The sequence below is a fragment of the Amycolatopsis sp. NPDC004378 genome, from assembly GCF_053602455.1.
Map to the genome: position 1 here is coordinate 130,092 of NZ_JBSGDR010000012.1, position 18,579 is coordinate 148,670.

The 18,579-nt window shown below is 73.5% G+C and carries 18 protein-coding genes and 1 pseudogene; 6 read left to right on the plus strand and 13 right to left on the minus strand.

Annotated features, from left to right (window positions below; translation table 11 throughout):
- The first annotated feature begins 57 nt into the window (after positions 1-57).
- Both ACWEN0_RS30540 and ACWEN0_RS30545 read left to right on the plus strand, forming a co-directional pair.
- Positions 58-738, plus strand: coding sequence for a response regulator transcription factor (locus ACWEN0_RS30540; RefSeq protein ID WP_451981133.1), 681 nt, complete (start codon positions 58-60; stop codon positions 736-738).
- Entirely contained in the window at positions 735-2,042 is a 1,308-nt protein-coding gene (locus ACWEN0_RS30545) for a sensor histidine kinase (RefSeq protein ID WP_451981136.1), read from the plus strand. Before ACWEN0_RS30540 ends, ACWEN0_RS30545 begins: the two co-directional genes overlap by 4 nt.
- 4 nt (positions 2,043-2,046) lie before the next feature.
- Here ACWEN0_RS30545 and ACWEN0_RS30550 read toward each other — a convergent pair whose 3' ends face one another.
- The 6 genes from ACWEN0_RS30550 to ACWEN0_RS30575 all read right to left on the minus strand — a co-directional run bounded on the left by ACWEN0_RS30550 (position 2,047) and on the right by ACWEN0_RS30575 (position 8,151).
- A complete protein-coding gene (locus ACWEN0_RS30550) occupies positions 2,047-3,258 on the minus strand; it encodes a DUF1501 domain-containing protein (protein WP_451981139.1) in 1,212 nt (403 codons plus the stop codon).
- Positions 3,255-4,556, minus strand: a complete 1,302-nt coding sequence (locus tag ACWEN0_RS30555) for a DUF1800 domain-containing protein (RefSeq protein ID WP_451981142.1) — start codon at positions 4,554-4,556, stop codon at positions 3,255-3,257. The genes ACWEN0_RS30550 and ACWEN0_RS30555 overlap by 4 nt, the downstream gene beginning before the upstream one ends.
- Positions 4,557-4,638: 82 nt before the next feature.
- Positions 4,639-5,559 (minus strand): VOC family protein, encoded by a 921-nt coding sequence (locus ACWEN0_RS30560; RefSeq protein ID WP_451981145.1) that lies wholly within the window; start codon positions 5,557-5,559, stop codon positions 4,639-4,641.
- A gap of 17 nt (positions 5,560-5,576) precedes the next feature.
- A complete protein-coding gene (locus tag ACWEN0_RS30565) occupies positions 5,577-6,764 on the minus strand; it encodes an acyl-CoA dehydrogenase family protein (protein WP_451981148.1) in 1,188 nt (395 codons plus the stop codon).
- 26 nt (positions 6,765-6,790) lie between these two features.
- Complete coding sequence (locus tag ACWEN0_RS30570; RefSeq protein WP_451981151.1) at positions 6,791-7,312, minus strand: flavin reductase family protein; 522 nt, start codon at positions 7,310-7,312, stop codon at positions 6,791-6,793.
- Complete coding sequence (locus ACWEN0_RS30575) at positions 7,309-8,151, minus strand: fumarylacetoacetate hydrolase family protein (RefSeq protein ID WP_451981154.1); 843 nt, start codon at positions 8,149-8,151, stop codon at positions 7,309-7,311. Before ACWEN0_RS30575 ends, ACWEN0_RS30570 begins: the two co-directional genes overlap by 4 nt.
- 165 nt (positions 8,152-8,316) lie before the next feature.
- Here ACWEN0_RS30575 and ACWEN0_RS30580 point away from each other — a divergent pair, with 165 nt between their 5' ends.
- The 3 genes from ACWEN0_RS30580 (at position 8,317) to ACWEN0_RS30590 (ending at position 11,352) form a co-directional block, all read left to right on the plus strand.
- Positions 8,317-9,006: a GntR family transcriptional regulator gene (locus ACWEN0_RS30580; RefSeq protein WP_451981157.1), complete on the plus strand. Its 690-nt coding sequence runs from the start codon at positions 8,317-8,319 to the stop codon at positions 9,004-9,006.
- 34 nt (positions 9,007-9,040) lie between these two features.
- Positions 9,041-10,084, plus strand: a complete 1,044-nt coding sequence (locus tag ACWEN0_RS30585; RefSeq protein WP_451981160.1) for an amidohydrolase family protein — start codon at positions 9,041-9,043, stop codon at positions 10,082-10,084.
- 206 nt (positions 10,085-10,290) lie between these two features.
- Positions 10,291-11,352, plus strand: coding sequence for a hypothetical protein (locus ACWEN0_RS30590; protein ID WP_451981163.1), 1,062 nt, complete (start codon positions 10,291-10,293; stop codon positions 11,350-11,352).
- 6 nt (positions 11,353-11,358) lie between these two features.
- Here the strand turns inward: ACWEN0_RS30590 and ACWEN0_RS30595 are convergent, their stop codons facing one another.
- The 5 genes and pseudogenes from ACWEN0_RS30595 to ACWEN0_RS30615 form a co-directional block, all read right to left on the minus strand.
- Positions 11,359-12,153, minus strand: coding sequence for an FAS1-like dehydratase domain-containing protein (locus ACWEN0_RS30595; protein ID WP_451981167.1), 795 nt, complete (start codon positions 12,151-12,153; stop codon positions 11,359-11,361).
- Positions 12,150-13,304, minus strand: a pseudogene (locus ACWEN0_RS30600) (acyl-CoA dehydrogenase family protein). The gene ACWEN0_RS30595 and the pseudogene ACWEN0_RS30600 overlap by 4 nt, the downstream one beginning before the upstream one ends.
- Before the next feature lie 6 nt (positions 13,305-13,310).
- Positions 13,311-14,453, minus strand: coding sequence for an acyl-CoA dehydrogenase family protein (locus ACWEN0_RS30605; protein WP_451981170.1), 1,143 nt, complete (start codon positions 14,451-14,453; stop codon positions 13,311-13,313).
- 155 nt (positions 14,454-14,608) lie between these two features.
- Positions 14,609-14,953: a hypothetical protein gene (locus ACWEN0_RS30610; protein WP_451981173.1), complete on the minus strand. Its 345-nt coding sequence runs from the start codon at positions 14,951-14,953 to the stop codon at positions 14,609-14,611.
- Between the two features lie 88 nt (positions 14,954-15,041).
- The gene (locus ACWEN0_RS30615) at positions 15,042-15,935 is read right to left on the minus strand and encodes an LLM class flavin-dependent oxidoreductase (protein ID WP_451981176.1); all 894 of its coding nucleotides are present in this window, start codon (positions 15,933-15,935) and stop codon (positions 15,042-15,044) included.
- Between the two features lie 151 nt (positions 15,936-16,086).
- Here ACWEN0_RS30615 and ACWEN0_RS30620 point away from each other — a divergent pair, with 151 nt between their 5' ends.
- Positions 16,087-16,968 (plus strand): LysR family transcriptional regulator, encoded by an 882-nt coding sequence (locus ACWEN0_RS30620; RefSeq protein ID WP_451981179.1) that lies wholly within the window; start codon positions 16,087-16,089, stop codon positions 16,966-16,968.
- A gap of 249 nt (positions 16,969-17,217) precedes the next feature.
- Here the strand turns inward: ACWEN0_RS30620 and ACWEN0_RS30625 are convergent, their stop codons facing one another.
- Together ACWEN0_RS30625 and ACWEN0_RS30630 are read right to left on the minus strand one after the other, a co-directional pair.
- Positions 17,218-17,874 carry a hypothetical protein gene (locus ACWEN0_RS30625; protein ID WP_451981182.1) on the minus strand — a complete coding sequence of 219 codons (657 nt, stop codon included), beginning with the start codon at positions 17,872-17,874 and terminating at the stop codon, positions 17,218-17,220.
- A 24-nt stretch (positions 17,875-17,898) separates the two neighbouring features.
- Positions 17,899-18,504, minus strand: coding sequence for a TetR family transcriptional regulator (locus ACWEN0_RS30630; protein ID WP_451981185.1), 606 nt, complete (start codon positions 18,502-18,504; stop codon positions 17,899-17,901).
- Positions 18,505-18,579 lie beyond the last annotated feature (75 nt).

Here is an 18,579-nt window from a genome sequence, read left to right on the forward strand (position 1 = left end):
GCCGCCCGTGCCCGGCTTCCGCCGGGCACGGGCGGCGGTTTTCACTAGGCTGGTCCCGTGGACGAGCCGACCCCGCCGCGCATCCTGGTCATCGAGGACGCGGACGCCATCCGTGTCCCGGTCGAGTCCGCGCTGACCACCGCGGGGTTCTCCGTGCGTGCCCGCCCGGACGGCACCGGGCTCGAGGCGGAACTGGCCCGCGCCCGCCCGGACCTGGTGGTGCTGGACGTGATGCTGCCCGGCCGGGACGGGTTCGAGCTGCTGCGCGTCATCCGCCGGGTGTCGGCGGCCGGGGTCGTGATGCTGACGGCGCGCGACGGCGTCGAGGACCGCCTGCGCGGCCTCGGCGAAGGCGCCGACGACTACGTGGTGAAGCCGTTCGTCCTCGCCGAGCTGGTCGCGCGGGTGACCGCGGTGCTGCGCCGGACCGGGCGCACCCGCCCGGCCGTGGAGGTCGGCGACCTGGTGATCGACGTCGAGGGCGGGCGGGCCCGCTACGGCACCGCCGACGTCGAGCTGACCACCACCGAGTGGAACGTGCTGCTGTACTTCGCCCAGCACCGCGACCGCGTGGTCTCCAAGACGCAGATCCTCACGGCCGTGTGGGGCTACGGCGACTACGCGCCGAACCTCGTGGAGGTCAACGTCAGCACGTTGCGCCGCAAGCTCGAAGCGCACGGCCCGCGCGTGCTGCACACGGTGCGCGGGCAGGGGTACGTCCTGCGCGGCGAGCCGTGACCGGGCTGCGGACCGTGTCGCTGCGCCGCCGCGTCACGGTCACCGTGCTGGTGGTGCTGGCCGTCGTGCTGGTCGCGGTCGGCTTCGTCGTCGACACGGTGTTCCGCGCCCAGGCCGAAAAGGACGTCAACGCGGTGCTCACCGCCCGCGTCCAGCTGGCGCAGCAGCTGGCCAAGCAGAACGTGGCGCCGCAGAACCTGGTGCGGCGCGTCGAGACGCGCGGGGTGCAGGGCGCGCTTTCCCTGCCGGACGGCTCGTTCTTCGGCGCGGGCGACCTGCCGCCGGACGCCCGGATCCGCCAGGTGCACGCGACGCTGTCCGGACCGGCGCGGATCAACGGCGCCAAGCTGACCCTGACCGCGGACGAGTCCCTGATCGCCGCCGCCGAGCAGAGCCTGCGGTGGGTCCTGCTGGCCACCGGGGTCGCCGCGCTGGTCGTCGCCGCGGTCGCGCTGCTGCTCGCCGTCCGGTTCGCGCTCGCGCCCCTGGACGCGATGACGCGGCTGGCGCGTTCGATCGTCTCCGGCAAGCGCGGCGGCCGGCTCGCCCCGGAACGCCCCGGCACCGAGCTGGGCCGCGCGGCGGAGGCGTTCGACTCCGCGCTCGACGCCCTCGAGGGCGCGGAGCGGGCGGCCCGGGCGTCCGAAGAACGGACCCGGCAGTTCGTCGCCGACGCGGCCCACGAGCTGCGGACGCCGTTGGCGGGCGTGCAGGCGGCGGCCGAGGCGCTGCTGCAGCAGCCGCCGGAGACGCCGCACGAGCAGCGGGAGCAGTTGCAACTGCTGGTGGTCCGCGAGTCGCAGCGGGCCGGCCGGCTCGTCGCCGACCTGCTGGACCTGGCCCGCCTCGACGCCGGTGCCGAGCTGGAGCGGACGCCGGTTCCGTTGCGGGAGCTGGCTTCCGCGCAGGCCGAGCAGCTGCGGCTGACCGCCCCGGACGTCACGGTCGAGGTCACCGGCCCGGACACGGTCGTCCTCGGCGACCGGGCGCGGCTCACGCAGATCCTGGCCAACCTCAGCGGCAACGCGGTCCGCGCGATGGCCGGCCGCGGCACCCTCACCCTGGAGACCACCCCCGACGGCATGACGGTCACGGACACCGGCCCGGGTGTGCCGGGACCGGAGCGCGAACGGATCTTCGACCGCCTGGTCCGGCTCGACGCGGCCCGCGGCCAGGGCGGCTCGGGCCTGGGCCTGCCGATCGCCCGCGGCTTCGCCCGCGCCCACGGCGGCGACCTGTGGTGCGAGGCCGCACCGGGCGGGGGAGCACGCTTCCGGCTGGCCGGTCTGCCGCACCCGTCGTGAGTGGTCAGGCGAACAGGCCGTCCATCCGGCCGCTGTGACCGGCCAGCACCTTGCCGGGATCGGTGCCCAGGACGTCCTGGACCAGCGTCGCGTAGACGTCGCGGAAGTCCGTGGTCAGCTTGAGGTCGCCGTCGTCCAGGTCGGTCAGGCTCGGCTCCGCGCCGTGGAACCCGCCCTTCACCCGGGGGCCCAGGACGAACACCGGGCCCGCCGTGCCGTGGTCGGTGCCCTGGCTCGCGTTCGCCGTCACGCGGCGGCCGAACTCCGAGTACACCAGCACGGTGGCCTGCTTGCCGCGGTCGGACTTGGCCAGCCGCTGCACGAACGGCGTCAGCGCGCCGTCCAGCTCGGTCAGCAGCCGCTGCTGGGTACCGCGTTCGTCGGCGTGCGTGTCGAACCCGCCCAGCGACACCGAATACGCCCGCGTCGGCACCCCCGCTTCGATCAGCCCGGCGACGACGTCGAGCTGGGCCGACAGCTCACCCTTGGCCTTCTTGCCCTCGTGCGAAGACGGCCCGCCCAGCGTCTGGACGGCCCGGTGCAGGTCGGTCACCGACCGCGCCGCCCGCGCCTGCCAGAACCCCTCACCCGGCTGTACCGCGCCGAGGTCCTGGAACGCCTTGCCCAGCGCGCCCTCGGGGAGCTTGAGCCCGCCCACCGGCAGGGACGCCGCGGCCGTCTTCTCGCCGGCGAGCAGGGGCGGCAGCACCGGGTCGACGGACACCGCGCGCAGCGGGTCGTCGCCGGTCGCGTCCAGCCAGCGGCCGAGCCAGCCGGTCGGGACCGCCGTCTCCGGGGACGCCGTCTGCCAGATCGCCATCGACCGGAAGTGGCTGTGGTCCGGCTTCGGGTAGCCGACCCCGCGCAGGACGGCGAGCTGACCGCCGTCCCACAGCCCCTTGAACCCCTTCATGCCCGGGTTCAGCCCGAGACCTTCGCCGAGGTCGAGCACCTCTTCCGGCTTGTAGGCCAGCTCGGCGCGGGCGTTCTGGTAGGCCGGGTCGCTCGCCGGGACGACGGTGTTGAGCCCGTCGTTGCCGCCGTAGAGCGTGACGACCACGATAACGCCCGCGTCCGGGTCGAGCGGGTTCTCCTGCGCGGCCGACATCAGCCGCGTCCAGTCGACCTGGGTGGCGCCGGCGGCCAGCGCCGCCGCGGCGGTCACGCCGGTCGCCGTGAGGAACCTGCGCCGGTTCACCTTCTGCACGGTCGTCACCCGCTCACTGCGTACTCGGGGGCACAAGCGGCCACTGTGGACAGTTGACGGACGTTGCCGGCGACGCCGGACAACGCGGTGCGCGTCCGGTCCGACCAGGCGTCGACGCCGAGCGCGTCACCGATCGCGGCGACCTTGTCGCGCGCCTGCCCGACCGCGCCGAGGTCCGCGTGCGCGGCGACCAGCTGCGCCGCGTGCAGGCGCGCCACGCCCGCCGACGTCGTCAGCCAGGCACCGCCCGCCGCCCAGCCCCCGACGCTCGGCGGCTGGAAGGGCACCTGGCCCATCCCGCGCAACGCGGCCAGCAGCTGCGCCTGCGTCTTCTCGTCGAGCTTCCCGGGCCGGACGCCGAGGGCCCGCATCAGCCCGGCCAGCCACTCGACCGGCTGCTTGACCAGCGACGTCGCGCTGTCGCGGAACGCCGGTTCGTCGGTGATCGCGCGCAGCAGCGCCGTGATGTCGCGGCGGCTCCCGTAGGCCGCGACGAGCCGGTTGAGCACGTCCGGCGCCGGCGGGGCCGAGGACACCAGCCGGGACCAGACGCGCCCGGTCACGAACGGCGCCGACTCCGGCCGGCCCAGCACGAGGTCCACGAAGGACTGCGCGTCGAAGTCGCCACTGGCGCCGAGGATCCGCTTCACGCCGTCGTCGTGCCGCTTCGCGACGAACTGGGAACCGGTGGCCTCGCGCTTGGCGGTCCAGCCGGTGAGGGCCCGCGCGGCCTCGCGGACGTCGTCTTCGGTGTAGTGCCCGACGCCGAGGGTGAACAGCTCCATGAACTCGCGGGAGAGGTTCTCGTTCGGCTTGCCCTTCTTGTTGCTGTTGCCGTCGAGCCACAGCAGCATCGCGGGGTCGACGACCATCGCCCGGGCCAGGTCGGTGAAGCTGCCGAGCGCGTGCTCCCGCTGGGCCTGGTTCTGCGCGAGCATCAGCCGCGGGCTGCGCACCTTCTGCTCACCGGTGGCGAAGTGGCCGTGCCAGAACCAGGTCAGCCGTTCGACGGACGCAAGGTCGGCGGCCACCATCCGGTCGAGCCACCAGCCGACGGCTTGCGTCGCCTGGGCCTGGGTCTGTTTGCGGGCCTGCTGCTTCGCCGCCTGGTCGGCCTGCTTGCCGGGCTTGTCCGGCGGCGGGCCCGGGTCGGGCATCGGCGTCGCGGCCGCCCCGGCGTCCGGCCCGCCGCCCAGCAGCCGGTCACGGGTCTCGGCGAACCCGCGGTCGAGGTCGCCGGGCCGCGGCCCGAAGCCGAGGCGGTCGTGCAGCCGCCGGACGGCCGCGCGTTCGGAAAGCACCACCATGCCTCCGATGGTGCTGCCCGGGCACGAGCGCCCGCGACCGCCGGGCGCGTTCCTTAAGGCGATCCACAGCTACGCGGCCGGTTCAAGCACCGTCGTGGGCGTCGGTCATCAGGTCCGCCAGGTCCTCCGGCGCGAGGAACGACGGCGGGGGCGGCGGGCCCCACGCGTACAGGCTCTTCTCGCCCGCGACGACCCGCGGTTCCCAGAGCTGGTCTTCGAGGATGCAGTCGATGTCGGAGTAGTACTCGGAGAAGTTGCCCGCCGGGTCGCGCAGGTACCAGAAGAAGTTCGAGCCGATGTAGTGCCGGCCCAGCCCCCAGGTGTGGCGTTCCGGGTGGCCCCGGAGCATGGCGGTGGCGCCGCGGCCGACCTCGTCGACGTCGTCGACCTCCCACGACGTGTGGTGCAGGAAGCTCACCGGCGCCTGCTGCACGAGCACGTTGTGGTGGTCGGTGGAGCAGCGCATGAACGCGGCCAGGCCCGGCGCCTCGTCGCTGACCTTGAAGCCGAGGCCTTCGGTGAAGAACCGCTGGGTGGCGGCCTGGTCGGTCGAGCCGAACACGACGTGGCCGAGCTTGCGCGGCCGCACCGCCGGTTCCCGGTCGATGCCGGGCGCGCGGGTGTTCGCCCGCCGGATGGCCCCGGGCCCGTTGTACACCACGGGTTCCGGCGGTTCCTGCTTCAGCCGCGCAGCGACCGACACGACGACGTCGAGCCCGGTCGTCGGGTCCTTTGTGTGCAGTGCGTCGCCGTCGATGCGGCTCTCGACGTCGAGGCGGGCCAGGGACGCGGTGATGCGGCCGAGGTCGTCCGGGTCGTCGGCGCCGATGCCGAGGGTGAGCAGCCGGCGGTGCGGGGTCTGCTTGAGCTCCAGCTGCTCGCCGCCGTCGGCGGTGGCGAAGCCGGACGCGGTCGGCGTCAGGCCGAACTCCGTGTAGTACTTGGCGGTTTCGTCGACGTCCGGGACGCCGATGGCGATCTTGGTCAGGCGGTGCAGGCTCATGACGGGTCCTTCCGGAGTCAGATGAGCGGGGTGATCTGGTCGTCGCGCCCGAGCAGGGCCTTGCCGTAGACCTCGTAGTTGACCGCGGGCAGCACGATCGCGTGCCGCGCGGCGACCGCGGAGTCGCGCCAGATCCGCTGCAGCGGGTTGACCTCGGCGAAGCTGCCCGCGCCGTGCGCCGAGAGCAGGATGTCGATGGCGCGGGTGATGTTCTCGACGGCCCAGCCCGTGTCGGCGCGGGTCCGGGCGCGGGCTTCGAGATCGGGGTAGGCACCGGCCGAGCCTGCGTCGATGTCGTCGGCCGCGCGGTAGGCGTGCAGGTGGGCGGTGTCGATCCGCATCGCGGCCTCGGCGAGCTGGAGCTGGAAGGCGACGGAGTCCGCCTGCGTCGCGTAGTTCGTGTAGGAGATCGGCTTCCGCGCGGCCTTCTCGCGGACGATCTGCAGTGCCTTGCGGCCGAGCCCGAGCTGCGGCCCGGCCAGTACCAGCGTCAGCACCGGAACGAGCGCGGCCCGGAACAGGTCTTCTTCGGGCTCGCCGTTCGCGTACTGCCCGCCGATGGCCGGCGGCACCGACAGCACCCGGTGTGCGGGCACGAAGACGTCGTCGGCGATCAGGCAGTTGGACCCCGACGAGCGCATCCCGGCGACGAACCAGGTGTCCTCGAAGCCGAGGTCCGTGCGGGGGAGCAGCGCCGTGCCCTGGTCGACGACCTCGCCGCGCTCGTCGGTCAACGGGACGCCCAGGGCCGCCCAGTCGGCGTGCCACGAGCCGGAGTTGTAGTACCAGCGCCCGGTGACGCGCCAGCCACCGTCCACTTTGGTCGTCTCGGCGGTCGGGGACAGGACACCGGACACCTTCGCGTCCGGGTTCGCGCCCCAGACGTCGTCCTGCGCCTGCGGGCTGAACAACCCGGCGAGCCACCCGCAGACGTTGCTGAGCGCGACCACCCAGGCCGTGCCGCCGTCCGCTTCGCCGACCGCGGCCGACACGTCGAGCATCGCGCGCACCGGCAGCCCGTACCCGCCGTAGCGCCGCGGCTGGGCGATCTTGAACGCGCCGGCGTCGGTCAGCGCGGCGATGCTCTCTTCGACGACCCGCCGGTCGGCTTCGCCCTGGGCGGCGTTCTTCGCGAGCAGGGGCCGGAGGTCGGCGATGCGGGCGAGCACCTGCTCGGCCGTGGGGCGTTCGGTCGCGAGGGTCATGACGGCGGTGTCCTTTCCTGGCGGGGTCAGCGGGCGCAGGCGGCGATCTGGTCGGTGATGCGCGGGCGGGGCCGCTCGGCGAACCGCGAGTGGGTGCCGAACGTGCGGTGGGCGTACACGAGCGGCGGCACGTCGGTCCGGCCCAGGTCGGTGACCAGGCCGAACAGCAGCAGGTGGTCGCCGGCTTCGACGACCCGGTCCAGGTCGCAGGCCACCCAGCCGGCGGCGTCGCGCAGCCGGGGCAGCCCGCGGTCGGTGAACCACGCGGTCTCGCCGCCGAACCGGTCGGCGCCGCGCGTGGCGAACCGGACGGCGAGGTCGTCCTGGCCCTCGCCGAGCAGGTTGACGCCGAACTGGCCCGCGCCGAGGATCTCGGCCAGCAGCGCCGAACGGCGGTCGAAGGCGACGCTCACCAGCGGCGGGTCGAGCGACAGGGACGTGAACGAACTGACCGTCGCGCCGTGCGGCCCCGGTGCGGTGACGACGGTGACCGGTGCGCAGACCGCCGCCATCACCGCGCGGAACCGGCGTCCGTCCACAGTGGTCATGACGGCTCCGTGAACCGGTGGCGCATCGAGCCGATGCCCTCGACGGTCGTCACCAGCTCGTCCCCGGCGGCCAGGAACCGTTGCGGGGAGCGGGCCATGCCGACGCCGGCCGGGGTGCCGGTGAAGATCACGTCGCCGGGCCGCAGCGGCAGGATCGCCGACAGCCGCGCGACGATCTCGGGCACCGGGAAGATCAGGTCGCTGGTGCGTCCCTTCTGCACGGGTTCGCCGTTGAGCTCGCAGCCGAGCGCGAGGTCGTCGCGGTCGGCGAACTCGTCCGGCGTGACCAGCCACGGCCCGGTGGGCCCGAAGCCGGGCGCGGACTTGCCGAGGCTGAACTGCGGGGCGGGCCCGGCCAGTTGCACGGTGCGGTCGGAGAGGTCCTGGCCGGCGGTGAGCCCGGCGATGTGGTCCCAGCCGTGCTCGGCCGCGACGTTGCGCGCCTCGCGGCCGACGACCGCGACCAGCTCGACCTCCCAGTCCACTGTGGACCCGGTCAGCGCGATCTCCCCGGTCGGCCCGGTGAGGCAGCTGGGGAACTTGGTGAACACGGCGGGGGAGTCCGGCAGGCCGAGCCCGGACTCGGCCGCGTGGTCGCGGTAGTTGAGCCCGACGCCGAAGACCTGCGCCGGGGTGGGGGAGGGCGCGCCGAGGCCGGCTTCGTCGAACGCCTCGGCGCCGTCGGGTCCGGCGTCGGAAGCCCAGGCCGTGAACTCGTCCCAGCGGGCGTAGGCGGCGTGGGGGTCGGCGGAGAAGCGCCGGTCGCTGGCACGCTCGACGTCGACCGCGCCGCCTTCGGTGAGGAGGACGAGCCGGCCGGCGAGGGTGGCGATCCGCATCGGAGTGCCTTTCGGTCGAGGAAACCCGGCGCCGTGGTCCACTCGGTCGCGCCCCCGGGCCGGCCGGGGCGGCGAGGTGCGCCGGTCACCTCATACTCTGCCGGTGATAAGCGACTGTCAAGAGAAGAATCGATTCTTGCGCGGAGAGTGTGTTACCGTTTCGGCATGGCGAAGAGAGCGGGCGGCGAGAGCCTGGCCGTGTCGGTGTACCACCGGCTGCGGCTGGCGATCCTCAACGGAGAACTGGCCCCGGGCGAGCGCGTCAAGCCCGGTGAGCTGAGCGCGGAGTTCGAGGTCAGCCTCAGCGTCGTGCGCGAGGCGCTCGGCCTGCTCGCCGCCCAGGACCTCGTGCAGGTCGACCGCAACCGCGGCTTCCGGATCACCCCGCTGTCGATGCAGGCCCTCACCGACCTGACCGAGGCCCGCGTGGTCAACGAAGGTTCGGCGCTGCGGCTTTCCGTGCTGCGCGGGGGCGTCACGTGGGAGTCGGAAGTCCTGGCCGCGCACCACCGGCTCGCCGGCCGGCCGATGCTCCTGCCCAGGCCGTCGATGCGGCGCAACGAGGAGTGGGCCCGCGCGCACCTGGAGTTCCACCACACGCTGATCAAGGCGTGCGGCAACGCCGTCCTGCTCGACATCTGCACCCGGCTGTCCGACGCTGCGGAGCTGTACCGCGCCTGGTCCGGACCCGGCGGCGAGCAACTCCACCGCGACGTCGCGGGCGAGCACCAAGGCCTGGTCGACGCCGCGCTGGCGCACGACCCCGAGCTGGCCGTCGCCCGGTTCGAGGCACACGTCAACCGCACGCGGGAGATCCTGATGGAGACCAGCTTCAGCGCCGAGCCCGCGTCCTGACGGCCACCGCACCTCCGCTTCCCGGGAAGGCTTCATGACCAAGACCGCCCTGACCGGCGTCCGCGTCTTCGACGGCACCGGCTTGACCGAACCGGCCACCGTCGTGCTGGACGGCCCGCTGATCGGCACCGACCCGGCCGGCGCCGAGGTCGTCGACGGCGCCGGCGCGACCCTGCTGCCGGGGCTCTTCGACGCCCACGTCCACCTGCTCACCCCGGACGACCTGCGGGCGCTGGCCGCCCACGGCGTCACGACGGCGCTCGACATGGCGTGCTGGCCCCGCGAGCGCGTCGACTCCTTCCGCGGCCGGGTGCCCGACATCCGCAGCGCCGGCGTGCCCGCCATCGGCCCCGGCGGCACCCACGCGAAGATGCCCGGCATGCCCGCGGAGGCGATCCTCACCGCGCCCGGCCAGGCCGCGGGCTTCGTCGCCCGCCGCGTCGCGGAGGGGGCCGACTACGTCAAGGTCGTCATCGAAGGCGACCTGCTCGACCAGGCCACGATCGACGCCGTGGTCGCCGCGGGCAAGGGCCACGGCAAGCTCACGGTCGCCCACGCCTCGTCCGTCGACGCCTACCGGCGGGCCGTCCGGGCCGGGGCGGACGTCGTCACCCACGTCCCGCGCGACGGTGTCCTGGACGCCGGGACGACGTCGAGGATGGTCGAGCAGGGCCAGGTCGCCGTGCCGACGCTGGCGATGATGGAAGCGCTGACGACCAAGCTCGGCGCGGACGGCTACGCGTTCAGCCGCGATTCGGTGGCGGCGCTGCACGCGGCCGGCGTGCCGGTCCTCGCGGGCACCGACGCGTTCTCCGCGCCGATGCTGCCGTTCCCGGTCGTCCAGGGCGCGAGCCTGCACCACGAGCTCGCGCTGCTGGTCGCGGCCGGGCTGTCCGAACGCGACGCCCTGCGCGCGGCGACCGACCTGCCCGCCCGGTACTTCGGCCTCCCCGACCGCGGGGCGGTCCGCGAAGGCCTGCGCGCGGACCTGGTGCTCGTCGACGGCGACCCGACCCGGGACATCACGGCGACCGCGAAGATCCGCCGGGTCTGGGCCGCGGGCACGGTGGTCGCGTGACCGGCGACCCGCTTTACTCCACTGTGGACGGAGTGCCGTTCCCCGCACCAGGTCCCGGCGTTCGGCACGGACCGGCTGCGGCTTCGGCCGGACGCCGCCGGTCGGGGAGTTTCCCCAGTCCCCGGTCCTGAGCCAGGGCCGGTGATCGTTCCTTCCCTAGGTTCGGCCGGGGGCGGCTGCCGGCCGCCGCGGACGAAGGGGAGACGATGAACTTCAGATCGCTGGGCTGCGTGCTGCTCGCGGCGGGCCTGCTGGGCCCGGGCCAGGTCGCGGCCGCCGCCACGACGGCGGCCGCGTGCACCTGGACGCCCACCGCGCTCGGCGCGGGCACGGCCGTGAGCGCGAGCGTGACCGCGACCGACGACAAGGGCGGCTTCACGGGCTGGGCGCTGCCGACCGACGAGTTCGGCGACACCACCCGGGCGGCCTCCTGGACGAACGGGACGTACGCCGACCTCGGCACGGCCGGGTCGCCCGGCGCGAAGGTGACCGCCGAGAACCGTTCGGGTGCCGTCGCCGGGACCGCGTACAGCACGATGTTCGGCTCCGGCTTCGTCTTCGAACGGGCGTTCAAGAGCTCCGGCGGCAAGCTGGTGGCGCTGCCGTCGCCGACGTCGAGCCAGCTGCCCGCCGGCTACACGCGGTCGGCCGCCGTCGGCATCACCGACTCGGGCGACGTCATCGGCGTGGTGCGCAAGCAGAACGGCACCGGGCTGACCGCGGTCCGCTGGCCCGCCGCCCAGCCGGACACCGTGACGCTCCTGACCGGCGCGCCGTCGTCCGGCATCGGCCCGGTCTCGGTCGACAGCGACGGCTCGATCCTGCTGACCAGCCTTGACATCTGGCGCGACGGGACGCTGACCCACCTCGGCACGGTGCCGGGCCTGCAGAACGCGTCGCCCGACACCATCAGGAACGGCCGCGTCGTCGGCAACGGCGTCTACGACGGCAAGAAGGTCGGCGTCTACTGGGACCAGCAGCACGCGGCCCACATCCTGCCGCACTCCAGCTACAACCTGGCCAACCTCAACCCGGGCTACACGCTCAACTCGGCCGGCCTGATCGTCGGCCGGCTGGACGAGGCCGGCGGCGGCGACGATGCGGCGGGCACCGGTTACGGCGTCTGGAACCAGGGCACGTTCGCCGGCAAGTTCGGCGACGTCAAGGCGGACCTGCCCACGGTCGTCGGCGACGACGGAACGATCGGCGGCTACCGCCACGACAGCGCGACCACCCACTCGCACCCGTACCTGTGGCGCTGCTCCTGACCCGCGTCAGTGCGCGAGGCTCGTGCGGACTTCGTCGTCGGGCCCGGTCAGCTCGAGTTCGCCCGGCTGCGCGCTCAGCCGGGCGAGCTCGCCGCAGAACAGCGGGGCGCGGTGGCGGTGGGCCAGCCGCGTGACGTGCGTGCCGGGGAAGTCGAGCCGCAGGACCTCGGCCAGCGCGAGGGTCATCAGCGGCCCGTGGACGACGAGGCCAGGGTAGCCCTCGACGCCGGTGACGTAGGGCCAGTCGTAGTGGATGCGGTGCGGGTTCGCGGTGGCGGCGGAGAAGCGCATGAGCAGGGCCGGGTCGGTGGCGAAGTCCCAGGCACCCGGCCCGACCCGCCGGAACGGCGCGCCCACCGGGCCGAAGGCGGCCGGGCGCGGCGCGGCGGGCGTGCCCCGCTCGCGGTAGACCAGGTCCTGCCGCTCTTCGACGCACAGGCCGTCCGGTCCGGTGATCGTGGTCCGGACGACGACGATGACGAGCCTCCCGGACCGGCCGTCCTTCTCGGTCACGGAGTCCACAGTGGATTCTCGGGTCACCGGCGCACCGACGTGCAGCGGGCGGTGGAAGACGACTTCGCCGCCCGCGAACATCCGCCGCGGGAGGCCGACGTCGGGCAGGAAGCCGCCGCGGGCCGGGTGGCCGTCCGGGCCCAGCTCCGACGACGCGGGCCAGCGGGGGAGGGCGACCCAGTGCCACAGCGGCGGCAGCACGTCGCCGGGGCGCGGGGCGGGCAGGCCGTTGTCGAACAGTGCGGCCAGCGCCGCGACCGGGGCCGGGTCGACCAGCAGGGTCGTCACGGGCCGGAGATCTTGGTGCGGGCGATCAGCTGGGCGGCGATGACGTTGCGCTGGATTTCGTTGGTGCCTTCGCCGACGATCATCAGGGGCGCGTCGCGGAAGTAGCGCTCGACGTCGTATTCCTTGGAGTAGCCGTAGCCGCCGTGGACACGGATCGCGTCCAGCGCGACCTGCATCGCGGTCTCGGAGGCGAAGAGCTTGGCCATCCCGGCTTCCATGTCGGCCCGTTCTCCGGCGTCGAGCTTCTCGGCCGCGTCGAGGGTGAGCAGCCGGGCGGCGCGCATCTTGGTGGCCATGTCGGCGAGCAGGTTGCCGACGGACTGGTGCTGCCAGATGGGTTTGCCGAAGGATTCCCGTTCCTGCGCATAGCGGACGGCGTCGTTCAGCGCGGCCTGCCCGACGCCGAGCGCCCGCGCGGAGACCTGGATCCGGCCGACCTCCAGCCCGCGCATCATCTGCGCCCAGCCCTAGTTCGGAGTGCCGCCGAGCACGGCGTCCGCGGGCACGGCCATGTCGTCGAAGACCAGCTCGCACGCTTCGACGCCGCGGTAGCCCAGCTTCGGCAGGTTCGCGGAGATCGTGAGCCCGTCGCCGGGTTCGACGAGCAGGACGGACATCCCGCGGTGGGCGGGTTTCACGTCGCGGTCGGTGATGCAGAGCAGGCCGATGAGCCCGGAGTGGGCGGCGTTGGAGATCCACGTCTTGGCGCCGGTGATCGCGTAGCCGTCGCCCGCGGGGTCCGCGTGGGTGCGCATGGCCTGCAGGTCACTGCCGCCGCCTGGCTCGGTGAGCGCCATCGTCGCGCGGACCGTGCCGTCGGCCATCCGCGGGAGGTACTTCGCGCGCTGCTCCGGCGTGCCGAAGGTCTTGATCAAGTACGTGATGACGGAGTGGCCGCCGATGGCGCCGGCCAGGCTCATCCAGCCGCGGGCCAGTTCTTCGGTGACGCGGGCGAAGCACGCCGTGCTGACGTCGACACCGCCGTACTCGGCGGGGACCAGGAGGCCGAAGAAGCCGAGTTCCTTCATCTCGTCGATGAATTCGGCGGGGTAGACGTCGTCGGCTTCGAACTCGCGGACGCGCGGGCGGACCCGCTCGTCGGCGAACTCGGCCACCAGCGCCACCATCTGCTTCTCGTCGTCGCTGAGCATCGTCGCCTACTTCCGTGCCCGGCGGACGAGCCCGCCGCCGATGATGAGCCGCTGGATCTCGCTGGTGCCTTCGTAGAGCCGCAGCAGCCGGATGTCGCGGTAGATCCGCTCGACCGGCACGTCCCGCATGTAGCCGGTGCCGCCGTGGACCTGCACCGCGAGGTCGGCGACCTGCCCGGCCATCTCCGTGCAGAACAGCTTCGCCGCGGACGGCCCGATCCGCCGGTCCTCCCCCGAGACGTACCGGGCCGCCGTCTCGCGCACCAGCGCCCGGCCGGCCATGACCCCGGTCTGCTGGTCGGCGAGCATCGCCTGGACCAGCTGGAACTCGCCGATCGGCGTCCCGCCCTGGGTGGCCGAGGCGGCGTAGGCGACGGACTCGTCGAGCGCGCGCTGCGCGGCCCCGACGGCGAGCGCGGCGATGTGGATGCGCCCGCGGGCCAGCGACGTCATCGCGGCGCGGTACCCGGCCTCCTCGTCGCCCCCGACCAGGCTCGACACCGGGATGCGGGCGCCGGTGAAGGTGACGTCGGCGGTCCAAGCGCCTTCCTGGCCCATCTTCCTGTCCTTGACCCCGACCTCGACCCCCGGCGTGCCGGCGGGCACGAGGAACACGGCGATGCCGCGGTCGGTGCGGGCGAAGGTGATGAAGAGGCCGGCGATGGGCGCATTGGTGATGAAGCGCTTCTGCCCGTCGAGCACCCAGCTGTCGCCGTCGCGGACGGCTCTGGTGCGCAGCCCGGCCGGGTTCGAGCCGGCCCCGGGCTCGGTGAGCGCGAAGGAGGCGACGACCTCACCGGAGGCGATGCGCTCGAGCCACTGCTTCTTCTGCTCGTCGGTGCCGAAGCCGACCAGCACCTGCCCGGCGATGCCGTTGTTGGTGCCGAACATCGACCGCAGCGCCAGCGAGGTGTAGCCGAACTCCATCGCCAGTTCGACGTCCTGGGTCAGGTCGAGGCCGAGCCCGCCCCACTCCTCGGGGATGGCGTAGCCGAACAGGCCCATTTCGGCGGCTTGCGCGCGCAGGTCGTCCGGGATCGCGTCGGCGTCCATGATCTCCTGCTCACGCGGGATCACCTTCGTGCGGACGAAGTCACGCACCAGCGCCAGGATCGGCCGGAAGTCCTCGGGGGTAATCGCTGCTGCCATGCCCCTCACTATGGACCACGAACCCCGCCTTCACGGTCCTGACGGGCGTCAGCGCCGCGTCGCCGCCGTGGCCAGCTGCTCGCTGATCTGCTTCAGCAACTCCGTGGCCGCGTCGCCGAGGGCCGCCAGGTCGGCGAGGGTCGTCTCTTCGGTCTTCACGGGCACAGTTCTTCCTCGAAGGCTCGGTGACGGGCGATGACGGCGTCGGCGAACGCGGCGTGCACGCGGAGGTACTCCTCCAGGCCCACCGCCGTGTCCGCCCAGGCGTGCCAGCGGACGTGGGCCTCCGCGACGTCGATCTTCGCCGCCGCCGCGACCGTTGCCGGGCTCGTGCCGCCGAGGATCGCGTGGTGCATCAAGGAGGGTGACGAACTCTGGGCCAGCTCGGCCAGCGCCGTGAGGCGGGCCAGCTCGGCGAGGGCGTCTTGGGTGACCGGACGGCGGCGGGGCACGGGGAGCTGCCGGGGGTTCCCGAGGCCGTCGGTCAGGACGCTGGTCATCAAACTACTCCTGGGCGGAAGAAGCTGAAACAGCCTGAACAACGAGCGTTTACCCCCGGGTAGTCCGGCTAAACGCGTGATCCCGATCTCACCGGGTCGTGGATGGCCGGCCCAAGTCGGCGAAGGCCGGCGCCAGCTGCTCCAGCACCGCGACGTCGGCGGTGAAGTCGTCCGTCGTCGGGGGCATGAGCAGGACGTGGTCGGCGCCCGCGGCCAGGTGGTCGCCCACCTTGGCCGCGATCGCCTCGCCGCTGCCGTAGGCCACGACCTCGTCGGCGATCCGGGGCACGTCGTCCAGGGCGAAGTCCAAGCGGCGCAGCGCGTTCGCGAACGTCGGCAGGTTCAGCGTTCCCGTCATGCGCTCGATCGCCGCCGCCCTCGCGCGGGCGACGTCCGGGTCGGGGATCACCACCAGGCCGACCACCAGCAGCTTGTCCGGGCCCAGGACCGACCGCGCGTGGGCGGTGAACGCCGGGGGCAGGTTGGCCGGCACCGCGCCGTCCGCGATCTCCGCCGCCAGGGCCAGCATCTTCGGCCCGTTCGCGCCCAGGAGCCGCGGGTACTTCGCGTCCGGTGCCGGCGGCCACGTCTCCGCGTCCATCCGCCCGACGTAGTCGCGCATCGTCGCCAGCGGGCTGCCGAACTCCCGGCCGGTGCCCTCCGCCTGCTGTGGGTAGCCGACACCCACGCCGAGCACCAGCCGGTCGGGGTGGGCGTCGGCGAGGAAGGCCGCGCCGGCGTGCAGGGTCTGCGGTTCGCGGGCCCAGATGTTGGCGATGCCGGTGCCGAACGTCAGCCGCTCGGTCGCGCCCAGCAGCACCGCCAGCTGCACCAGGGCGTCCTTGCCGCCGACGACCTCGTTCGTCCACGCCGTCCGGTAGCCGGCGGCCTCCAGCCGTCGCACGGCGTCGCGCTGGCTCGTGGCCGGGGGCGTGCGGGTGAACGAGATCGGCAGGTAGACGCCGACGGGTCCCAAGGTCACCATGGAACTCCCTTTCGTGGGGTGCTTGCTTCCACCGTGCCGTCACCGAGCGTGCCCGGTCCAATGAACGTTTCGCGAAGCGTGACGCGGTTTGTGCATCACCGCAGGTCGCGGGCGTTCAACCGCGAGGACGGGGGGTTACGCTGGGAGCATGTCCGACCTCGACCTGCGCCTGGTGCGCAGCTTCGCCGTCGTCGCGGAGCACCGGCACTTCGGCCGCGCCGCCGCCGAGCTGCACCTCACGCAGTCGTCGCTGAGCCGGCAGATCATCCGGCTGGAGCAGCAGGTCGGCGCCCGGCTGCTGGACCGCACCCCGCAGGGCACCCGGCTCACCGAGGCCGGCGCGGCGTTCCTCCCGCTCGCCGCGGAGTTGCTGCGGTCGGGGGCGCACGCGGTGGCCCGCGCGCAGGCGGTCGCGCGGCCCAGCCGGATCACCATCGGCTACACGGGCAACCTGATCGTCACGCCGGCCGTGCGCGACCTGCGCCGGCGCCACCCCGACGCCGACGTCCGCACCCAGCACCTCGCCTGGGACGACGCCCGCGCGGCGCTGCTGGAGCACCGCGTCGACGTGGCGGTCGTGCGGCTGCCGCTGCGCGCGGCGCAGCTGCACGTGACGGTCCTCTACGACGAACCCCGCGTGCTGCTGCTCCCGCGGGACCACCGCCTGGCGGGCAAGGAGTCCGTGACCCTCGACGACATCGCCGACGAGCCGCTGCCGCGCGCCCTCGACGCGGAGTGGGACGCGTTCTGGCGCGTCGACCCGCGCCCGGACGGCCGCCCGGCGCCCGGCGGCCCGCTCATCGACGCGATCGAAGACAAGATCGAACTCGTGGCGAGCGGGCAGGCGGTGGCGATCATCCCGGCCGGACCGGGCGTCGTCAGCGGCTTCCGCCCGGACCTGACGACGGTACCGCTGGAGGGTGTCGAGCCGAGCCAGGTGGCGGTGGCGACCCGTGCGGGCGAGCGCAACCGGCTCGTGGCGGCGTTCCGCAAGGGCGCGGCGGCGATCCTGACCGGACCCACCCCGTGACGTCCTTTGTGGACAGTGTGGTCAGCGGGGCGCGGTCTGCGTCCGGGAGGCCTGTTCGGCCCGCTTCCGCTCGATCGCTTCCTGTTGGCGCTGCAGTTTGGCGTGCCAGGCTCCTGAGTCGTTGGTCATGGCGCTCTCCGGTGGGCGAAAGTGGTGTGCCGTGAACGCGGTCACGGGCGGCGGGGCGCGGGGCCGGCGGCGGGACCGGGTGCCGGTGCGCTTTCCGGAAGTACCCAGGGATCCCGCCGGTCAACCGCCCCGCGCGAGCGCCACCGAGAACGCCGGGGCGATCGCCGCGAGGAAGTCCAGCTGGTCGCGCAGCGGCGCGTCGCCGGGCAGGACGAGCTCGGTCAGGCGGTCGCGGCTCGCCAGCAGCAGGAAACACCGGGGCTGGCCGCCCGGCTCCGGCTCCGCGCAGAAGGTGCCGGCCTCGTCGGCGGCGGTGGTGCCGGCCAGGCCGATCCCGGACGTGATCGTGTGGTATTCCTTGCCGTCCAACGGAAACGCGCCGCACGAGAGCAGGTCGTCGTCGATCGCCCCGAGCACGTCCTTGCCGGCCACGTGGTCGTAGCGGGTGATGTACTGCCGGACGTCCTGCCCGGTCGAGCCGACGCGCCAGGTCGCTTCGAGGCCCTGCTTCACCAGGCCGTCCCACGGTTGCGTGAAGCCGCAGAGCTTCAGCAGGACGATCCGCGGGTTCGGCACGGGGAGACCCCGGCGCGTCAAGCCCGCTTTCGCCAAGGCCGCGTCGGCGGGCAGGTAGTACGAGAGGTCGCTCGCCGAGGGGGGCCACGTCGCGGTGACGGGCCGGGGTGTCCACGTCGACGGCACCGCCGACTGGGCGGGGTCACACCCGGTCACGCAGAGGAGCAACGCGGAGAGCAGCACCCACCGGAGGCGGTTCATCCGCCGGATCCTGCCGAACGCGTGTCAGGCGCGCCAAGGTGCCGCGCCGGTTCGGTGTTCCTCCGCGACCGGGCCGTGACCCGCGAGACCGTCGAGGAACACCCGCACCAGGCGCTCCGCCGATTCCGCCGGCTCCCGCGGCGCCAGGCCCGACAGCAGCGCGGCCTCGTGCATTTCGAACAGCAGGCCCAGATCCGCGGGCTCGAGGTCCGCTCGCACGCTGCCTTCCCGCTGCGCCTTTTCGAACGCCGGGCGCAGCAGGGAGACCAGCGCCTGGGTGTACTGGCGCTGGCTGCGCTCCGGCAGTTCGCGGAACAGCCGGACCAGCGGACGCCGCCGGGCCTGCATCGCCAGCACCATCCGCAGCAGCTCGCGGAAGGACTCCTTGCCCCGCACCAGGTGCTTCAACGCGTTCAGGTGGTGCGTGGCGACGGCGAGGGCCAGCGCCGTGCGGTCGGGGAAGTGCCGGTAGACCGTGGCCCGGCCGAGGCCGGCGCGGCGCGCGACCTCGTCGAGCGCGACGTCGGCCTTCTCGCTGAAGGCTTCGTCGGCCGCGCGCAGGATCGCCTCGCGGTTGCGGCGGGCGTCGACGCGCCGGGGCACGGCCGCGGACGGTCGTACAGCGCGCATGGGACCGGAGATTACTCGTGAGTAGTGAGACCGGCAATCGGTTCCATCTCTCGGTTCGGGTTCCTACGGTGACGC